The 7,870-nt window shown below is 59.1% G+C and carries 11 protein-coding genes and 1 pseudogene; 1 reads left to right on the forward strand and 11 read right to left on the reverse strand.

The genetic code is table 11. From position 1 onward, the window contains the following. From R7093_RS23440 to R7093_RS23450, 3 genes and pseudogenes are all read right to left on the reverse strand, one after another. Positions 1-881: DNA-primase RepB domain-containing protein (locus R7093_RS23440; RefSeq protein WP_318146838.1), on the reverse strand; the 881-nt coding region annotated here is incomplete at its 3' end. After that, entirely contained in the window at positions 812-1,222 is a 411-nt protein-coding gene (locus tag R7093_RS23445; RefSeq protein ID WP_011117300.1) for an IncQ-type mobilization protein MobB, read from the reverse strand. The genes R7093_RS23440 and R7093_RS23445, both read right to left, overlap by 70 nt. Positions 1,223-1,376: 154 nt before the next feature. After that, a pseudogene (locus R7093_RS23450) lies at positions 1,377-1,970 on the reverse strand (MobA/MobL family protein); the annotation flags it as partial. A 182-nt stretch (positions 1,971-2,152) separates the two neighbouring features. Between R7093_RS23450 and R7093_RS23455 the strand changes: the two are divergent. Further along, positions 2,153-2,413, forward strand: coding sequence for a mobilization protein (locus R7093_RS23455; RefSeq protein WP_169573164.1), 261 nt, complete (start codon positions 2,153-2,155; stop codon positions 2,411-2,413). 604 nt (positions 2,414-3,017) lie between these two features. Here the strand turns inward: R7093_RS23455 and repC are convergent. From repC to R7093_RS23495, 8 genes are all read right to left on the reverse strand, one after another. After that, complete coding sequence (gene repC, locus R7093_RS23460; protein WP_112928757.1) at positions 3,018-3,863, reverse strand: replication protein C, IncQ-type; 846 nt, start codon at positions 3,861-3,863, stop codon at positions 3,018-3,020. Next, positions 3,850-4,689, reverse strand: coding sequence for a helicase RepA family protein (locus R7093_RS23465; RefSeq protein WP_169573183.1), 840 nt, complete (start codon positions 4,687-4,689; stop codon positions 3,850-3,852). Before R7093_RS23465 ends, repC begins: the two co-directional genes overlap by 14 nt. Before the next feature lie 30 nt (positions 4,690-4,719). Then, positions 4,720-4,926, reverse strand: a complete 207-nt coding sequence (gene urfF, locus R7093_RS23470) for a plasmid repression protein F (protein WP_112928753.1) — start codon at positions 4,924-4,926, stop codon at positions 4,720-4,722. Positions 4,927-4,982: 56 nt separating this feature from the next. Next, positions 4,983-5,258 carry a hypothetical protein gene (locus R7093_RS23475; RefSeq protein WP_223847821.1) on the reverse strand — a complete coding sequence of 92 codons (276 nt, stop codon included), beginning with the start codon at positions 5,256-5,258 and terminating at the stop codon, positions 4,983-4,985. Positions 5,259-5,319: 61 nt separating this feature from the next. Further along, positions 5,320-5,853 (reverse strand): aminoglycoside nucleotidyltransferase ANT(2'')-Ia, encoded by a 534-nt coding sequence (gene aadB, locus R7093_RS23480; protein WP_000381802.1) that lies wholly within the window; start codon positions 5,851-5,853, stop codon positions 5,320-5,322. A gap of 144 nt (positions 5,854-5,997) precedes the next feature. After that, a complete protein-coding gene (locus R7093_RS23485) occupies positions 5,998-6,897 on the reverse strand; it encodes an extended-spectrum class A beta-lactamase VEB-18 (RefSeq protein WP_065825678.1) in 900 nt (299 codons plus the stop codon). Positions 6,898-6,980: 83 nt separating this feature from the next. Beyond that, a complete protein-coding gene (locus R7093_RS23490) occupies positions 6,981-7,544 on the reverse strand; it encodes an AacA4 family aminoglycoside N(6')-acetyltransferase (RefSeq protein WP_112928758.1) in 564 nt (187 codons plus the stop codon). A gap of 145 nt (positions 7,545-7,689) precedes the next feature. Further along, the coding region (locus R7093_RS23495; RefSeq protein WP_318146837.1) for a hypothetical protein at positions 7,690-7,870 on the reverse strand (181 nt) is incomplete at its 5' end.

The raw sequence follows: 7,870 nt of genomic DNA on the forward strand, positions 1-7,870 counted from the left end.
TCCATGATGGCGGGGCTGGCCTCGGCCATGGCCTTGCCGATCTCGTCCGGCTCCCGGCCCTTGCTGGCCAGCTTCATAGCCGCAATGAAGTCGCACTTGCTGAGGTCGTCACCGAAGCGTTTGACCAACCCGGCCATTTCGCTGCGGTAGTCGTCCACGGCGCTGCGGCGATACCGGCGCACACTCCGCGGGGCGGTGATCTCGGCCAGTCGTGCCGTCCGTTCCTGTTGGCGCTTAATGCTGTCCAGCACCTGCCCGGCCTGCTGCATCAGCTCCGGCCCTGCGGTGGCGGTCTTGCCCTTGGATTCACGCAGCAGCACCCACGGCTGATAACCGGTGCGGGTGGTGTGCTTGTCCTTGCGGTTGGTGAAGCCCGCCAAGCGACCATAGTGGCGGCTGTCGGCGCTGGCCGGGTCGGCGTCGTACTCGCGGGCCAGCTTCCGGGCGATTACGCCCCTGTGACCTGCTGGGGCGTCCTGAGCCACTTTTACCCATGCCTGATAGTTCTTGGGGCTGGTCTCCACGATCAGCGCCGGCTCCCGGCCCTCGGCTTTCATGTCATCCAAGTCGAACTCACTGAGATCGTCCACCAGCACCAAACCATGCCGCTCCTGCTCGGCGGGCCTGATATACACGTCATTGCCCTGGGCATTCATCCGCTTGAGCCATGGCGTGTTCTGGAGCACTTCGGCGGCTGACCATTCCCGGTTCATCATCTTGCCGCTGGCGGCATCCCGTATGCCGATGTCGTACCGGTCGCAGCCCATGGCCTTGAGCTGCCGGGCGATGGCTTGCGCGGTGCGGTCACCCTTTACTTGAGCTTGAAAACCAGCCATATACCCCCCTGTTGTTCGATGATTTGCGGCTCCAGCCAAAGCCATGATGCGATCAGCAGCGCCAGAATAGGCGTCACGGAAGCGATCAAGACCCCGGCCCACAACTTCCATGTCCAGCCACGGGCGGCGCTCCGGGCGCTCTGCGCGGCGCTGCTCACCTCGGCGGCTACCTCCCGCAACTCCTTGGCCAGCTCCACCCATGCCGCCCCTGTCTGGCGTTGGGCTTTCAGCCACTCCGCTGCCTGCGCCTCGCTGGCCTGCTGAGTCTGGCTCATGACCTGCCGGGCCTCGTCGGCCAGTGTCGCCATGCTCTGGGCCAGCGGTTCGATCTGCTCCGCTAACTCGTTGATGCCTCTGGACTTCTTCACTCTGTCTATCGCGCTCATGCTCGATAACCTCCCGGTATTCTTGTAAGTCGATGATCTGGCCGTTGGCCGTGTCGATGGCTAGGGCGGTGTCGGCCCGCTCGGTGCGGATGCCCCGGCCCTCCATCTCCACCACGTTGGGGCCAAGATGGATGCCCGGCAGGCGCTCGATGCCCTGCGCCTCAAGTGTTCTATGGTCAATGCGGGCGTCGTGACCAGCCCGCTCTAATGCCCGGTTGGCATGGTCGGCCCATGCCTCGCGGGTCTGCTCAAGCCATGCCTTGGGCTTCAGGCTCTCGGACTTCTGCGCCCCGCCCCGCTCTGGCTGTTTGGCGTTGTACCGCTTGAACCACTGGTCAGCCGGGCGCTCGATACCGTCGTTCTTCCGCTCAGAGATCATCAAGTGGCAATGGGGGTTCTCACCTTTACCGGCATGAATGGCCAGCGTATACGGCAGGCGCTCGCCCTCGGTCAGATGCCGGGCGAATTCGTCCACCAGCTCCCGCTGCTGATCTAGGGTCAGTTCGACCGGCAGGGCAAACTCAACCTCTTTGAACAGCCGCCCATTGGCGCGTTCATACAGGTCGGCAGCATCCCAGTAGTCGGCGGGGCGCTCGGCCCACTCGGGCAGGTGGCCGGACTGAGTGTGCAGCACCTCGTCACGGTCGCGGGAGTAACGGCCCTCCCGCTGGATGTAATCGGCTTTCGCCTTGGCCGACTGGCCGCCGTTCCGGCTGCCGGTCTTGGCCGTAAGGTGATAGATGGCCATAGGGGTTTAGCTCCATGCAATGGCCCTCGGAGAGCGCACAGCCCCAAAGGGGTGCCCGCAGGGCAGTTTCTCGAAGAGAAACCGGTAAGTGCGCCCTCCCGTTAGAATGACGGTCGGGGTTTGCGGTGTCTGTGCTCCGATGATAGCATGATGGCAAGCACATAACCAAGGGGAATGTCAACATGGCAAAAGCAGCGGAACGGCTCGCCAAGCTGGAAGAGCAACGGGCACGGATCAACGCCAAGATCCAGCGGGTCAGGGCACGGGAGCAGCAGCAAAAGCGCAAGGAGGACACCCGGCGCAAGGTGCTGGTAGGCGCGTGGATACTCGGCAAAGTCGAAAGCGGCGAGTGGCCAGAACAGCGCTTGCTCGATGGGCTGGACAGCTACCTAGAGCGCGACCATGACCGGGCGCTGTTCGGACTGCCACCCAAGCAGGAATAGCAGCCACAGGAGCATGGCCAGCCGGAGCCGCAAGAGGGGCAAGGGTGAGCTTCTACCGGCTGACACCTGCCGAGATCGAAGCCCTGCAGCAAGAGATGCGAGAGGCGGGCGCGACCATCAAGGCGGAGATAGCCAAGCGCAAGGTGGCCAGCATGGCCCCTGCGGGGCTTCACACGCGCCCCCGCCCTGCGGGCAGGGGTAAAGGCCGCTAAAGCGGCTAAAGGCGTCTGCGGCTTCCTGTGGCGTCTGTGCATGGGGTTTGGGTTTGCGGGCCTTGGCCCGCCTTTTCCCTACCGCGGAGCGGTGGGGGCGGTGTGTAGCCTAGCGCAGCGGATAGATCAGTTATCCGGCCTCTGGCCGGGCATTTTGGGCAAGGGCAAACAGCGCCCCACTAGGGCGCTGTTAACCGCGCCTAGTGGATTATTCTTAGATAATCATGGATGGATTTTTTCAGCACCCCGCCAGCCCCCGCCCCTGCTGGGTTTGCAGGTTTGGGGGCGTGACAGTTAACGGGGGGGTTCGTGACAGTTAACGGGGGGGGGCGTGACAGTTAACGGGGGGGGCGTGACAGTTAACGGGGGGGGCGTGACAGTTATTGCAGGGGTCAGCCTGCCGCCTTGGGCCGTGCGATGTCGTACTTACCCGCCGCATACTCGTTCACCGTCCAGCCCAGCGCGATCAGCTCCGGCAGCGCCTCGCGCACCCGCTGGCGTCTCTTGCGCATGGCGGCCCCACTGGCCTCTGACGGCCAGACGTAGCCGCACAGGGTATCTATGGCCGCCTTGCCGGTCTTGCCGGGGTCGATCCAGCCACACAGCCGCTGGTGCAGCAGGCGGGCGGTTTCGCTGTCCAGCGCCCGCACCTCGTCCATGCTGATGCGCACATGCTGGCCGCCACCCATGACGGCCTGCGCGATCAAGGGGTTCAGGGCCACATACAGGCGCCCGTCTGCCTCGTCGCTGGCGTACTCGGCAAGCAGCCGGAAGCCCTGCCGCTTGCGGCCATTCTGGGCGATGATGGACACCTTCCAAAGCCGTTCAATGCAGTCCCTGATGGGCTTTGAGTCCTCGATATTGGCATAGCCTATTTCACGAGCCAGCGCCCGATAGCTACCCTTGACCACCATGGCGTCAGCGGTAACGGCTTCCCATTTGGGTTCCAGGAACAGCCGGAGCTGCTGCCCGCCGGGGGTCTCCGGTTCTGGCTCTAGCACCAGACCACTAGGCCCGGCCATGGCCACCAGCCCCTGCAGGATGCGCAAATCATCAGCGCCCAGCGGCTCCGGGCCGCTGAACTCGATCCGCTTGCCGTCGCCGTAGTCATACGTCACGTCCAGCTTGCCGCGCTTGCGCTCGCCCCGCTTGAGGGCACGGAACAGGCCGGGGGCCAGACAGTGCGCCGGGTCGTGCCGGACGTGGCTGAGGCTGTGTTTGTTCTTAGGCTTTGCCACGAGGCACCCCCTTGCTCTTGTGCTGCTTTTCCAGCACGGCGGGCTTGAGTACCCCGCCGTCATGCCGCCTGAACCAGCGGTCTTTGAACGGTGCCCCATAGTTGGCCTTGCTGACTCCAAAGCGGACGAAATAGGGCCGCTGCGTGTCGTCTACGCCCCATTCCTCGGCCTCACCGGTGGTCATGCCGGACAGGTACGATTGCCAGCGGATGTTATCCACCAGCACGGACGATCCCCGGCTGGCCTGCTGCTGGTCGCCTGCGCCCATCATGGCCGCGCCCTTGCTGGCATGGTGCAGGAACACGATAGAGCACCCGGTATCGGCGGCGATGGCCTCCATGCGGCCAATCACTTGCGCCATGGGGCCGCTGGCGTTCTCTTCCTCGATGTGGAACCGGCGCAAGGTATCCAGCACCATCAAGCGGCGTCCCTCAGCGGCTCGCTTGAGGCCGTCGAACCACTCCGGGGCCATGATGTTGGGTAGGCTGCCGATCAGCGGCTGGATTAGCAGACCGTCAGCCACGGCTTGCCGTTGCTCGTCGGTCAGGCGTTCCCCCAATGCGTGCAGGCGGTGATGTATGGCGGTGGGCGGGTCTTCGGCGGGCAGGTAGATCACCGGGCCGGTGCGCAACTCGCCCACGTCCAGCAGGTCGGGGCCGCCTGCGATCTGTGCGGCCAGTTGCAGGGCCAGCATGGACTTGCCGGCCCCACCGGGGGACACCAGCGCCCCCACGGTGCCGGCCACCATGTTGGGCAGTACGTAGTCAATCGGTGGCGGTAGCTCTGTGAAGCTCGCCAGAATGTCGATAGGCTTATGGGTAGCCATTGATTTGCCTCCTGTGTAGGCGGTTGGTGGTTAGGCGCTGGCGGGGTCACTACCCCCGCCCTGCGCCGCCCTGAGTTCTTCCAGATACAGCCGCAGCGCCTCGGCCTCTGCGTCTGTGGCCCATATCTTCCGGGCCTTGCGGCCCATGGCTCGCTGCTGTTCGGCAAAGCGGGCCTGTCGTATAGCGTTGGGGGTGGCCAGCAGGTTGCCGGTACGCTTGTCGTGTTGGTCTTTCATATTTCCTCCGCATTAGAGCTAACACCATAACAGGCATTAGCTCTAATGCAAGTGTTTTATCCTAATGTCGGCCCTCGGTACTGCTGTTTCTCGGCCTGCTTCGCCAGCTCGGCGCGGGCCTCCTGCACCTGCGGCAGCTCCATCACCTTCTGCACCGTACGCTTGATGTAATCGGCCTCATGGCCCGTCTTGCGCTCCATGATGGCGGGGCTGGCCTCGGCCATGGCCTTGCCGATCTCGTCCGGCTCCCGGCCCTTGCTGGCCAGCTTCATGGCCGCGATAAAGTCGCACTTGCTGAGGTCGTCACCGTACCGCTTGACCAGCCCGGCCATTTCGCTGCGGTAACACCTGAGTTAAGCCGCGCCGCGAAGCGGCGTCGGCTTGGACGAATTGTTAGGCCGCATATCGCGACCTGAAAGCGGCACGCAAGACCTCAACCTTTTCCGCCCCGAGTGAGGTGCATGCGAGCCTGTAGGACTCTATGTGCTTTGTAGGCCAGTCCACTGGTGGTACTTCATCGGCATAGTAAAAGTAATCCCAGATGATCGCCTCCCAGCTGTTACAACGGACTGGCCGCCCGGCGATGACGCCCTCAGCCGCCTCTGGGCACGAGCCCTGCGGAGCCTCCGCGATTTCATACGCTTCGTCTGCCCACCAAGCAGGTTCGCAGTCAAGTAACTCATCCCCGATCTCCGCTAAGAATCCATAGTCCAACTCCTCCATGACGCGCCCGCCGAGCATTTCAACTATTGCCTCGAGCTCGCCGCGCCTCTCGCCGGGAAACGTCAGATCAATATCATCGTGCTTGCGTGTTACACGCCCTAGCCGTGCATCGATCGCCCAGCCCCCACCGATCCAGAGCGGCAGATTTCGCTCATCTGCCGCAGCTAGAATTTTGTGTATCAATGTGACCTGCGTTGTGTCCATGCGGCCTAACGGTTTGGGCTATGGGCAGTGGCGGTTTGCGTGAGCCTTTCCTGTCAAACCGAGAAAACGCTCGGGCGGGCTACCGACTTTGCAAATTGCACTTCAACCCGCCATTGCCTATGAGCCAGTGTTAGCGGTAGTTTTTTATTTATTCAAATAGTAATCCCACGTTATTTTTGCAATGTCTGAAATAATCTTTTCATTAATTTCCGAAGTTTCTTTGGACTCTGCAACAAATACGCTTATAAAAATTAATTGTCCATTCGGTAAAGTAATTACCCCAACATCATTAGTGGCTGCTGCAATTCCATTATTTATTCCGGAAGTCCCTGTTTTATGAGCAACAATTGTATTCTTTGGTAATTGTCCTTTTAATCGGTTACTTCCTGTTGTTGTTTCTCTCATAATTTTCCAAATAAAATCATAACTTTTTTTAGAAAGTAATTGGTTCTTATTATTATAAGTATCTATTAACAGTTTGTTCATCGCTGTTGGGGTTGCCCAATTTTGATATTGGGTATTCCAATCCTTGTGCATTTGTTCTTCGTTTGCTTTGATTGAAATATCAGTGAAATGATTAGCATTCAAGAATTTTTGAACAGAATCAGTTCCTCCGATTAATTTTAGCAAAATATCACAACCAATATTGTCGCTCTCTGATACTGTATAATTTAGTATTTGTTCAATCGTCAAAGTTGTTCCATTAGGGAATTCCTCTTTAATCGGACTCCACATTTTAGGCAAAAGGTCTTGAGGGGTAATCTCTATTTTTTGTTCAAAAGAAAGATTCCCTTTATCTATCTCAGACAAAACGGCTAAAGCAATCGGAAATTTCATAACGCTTTGCATCGGGAAATGGAAGTCGTTATTAATCTTCAAAGTATCCTTCTCATTGCTGTTGAATATTGCTACTCCTATTCTGGCATTTTTTGCCTTTAAAACATTCTCAATTTTCAAAGTTAAGTTGTCAGTTTGAGCATTTGAATACGCAATTGTAAAAAATAAACTTAACAATACTAATAATATCCTTTTTACGATTTTCATATGTCTGTACTCCTATCTGGTTAAATTACCGCTAACACCTGAATTAAGCCGCGCCGCGAAGCGGCGTCGGCTTGAATGAGTTGTTAGGCAACACCGCGCTTTCTCTCGAAGGCTTGTCGTGTTTGAACCATGTAAACCGCCGGCCCGTCAGGCGTGGTGATGATCTTCTCCCGCACGAATCCTGCCTTCTCATAGCAGCGTATGGCTCGATGGTTGTTCGGAGTCGGGTCGGTCTGAATCTTCGTCACGGTGGGGTCCGAGAACAGTAGTTCAACGAGAGCGCGGACAAGCCTTGTTCCTAGGCCTTTGTTCAACTGTGTCGGGTCAGCCAGAGACTGGTCTATTCCTCGCACTCCTGGATCAGTTTCATCTTCCCACCAGCCATCACCGCTTCCGAGCGCGACGTACGACTGAGCATAGCCGATCGGTTCCTCGCCCAGCATTGCGATGTACGGTGTTACGGACTCTTCCGCCATCGCTCTGGGCAGGTAGTGTTCCAGCACTTCATCAAGAGTCGGTCGCTCTTCGTCACCACCCCACCACTCAACGATGTGCGGCCGGTTGAGCCAATCATGGAGCATCGGCAGGTCGCGCTCGGTCATGAGGCGAAGAGTTATGGGGGGGGTGCTCGCGGCCTTGCGGCCCATGGCTCGCTGCTGTTCGGCAAAGCGGGCCTGTCGTATAGCGTTAGGGGTGGCCAGCAGGTTGCCGGTACGCTTGTCGTGTTGGTCTTTCATCTCAAACCCTCCATTAGAGCTAACAGTATACCACCAGTTAGCGCTAACGCAAGCATTACATACTTAAATCTGGCCCCCGACTGCGCTGCTTCTGGGTCTGCTTCGCCAGCTCGGCGCGGGCCTCCTGCACCTGCGGCAGCTCCATCACTTTCTGTACCGTGCGCTTGATGTAATCGGCCTCATGGCCTGCCTTGCGCTCCATGATCGCGGGGCTGGCCTCGGCCATGGCCTTGGCG

The sequence above is a fragment of the Vibrio sp. 1580 genome, assembly GCF_033340055.1.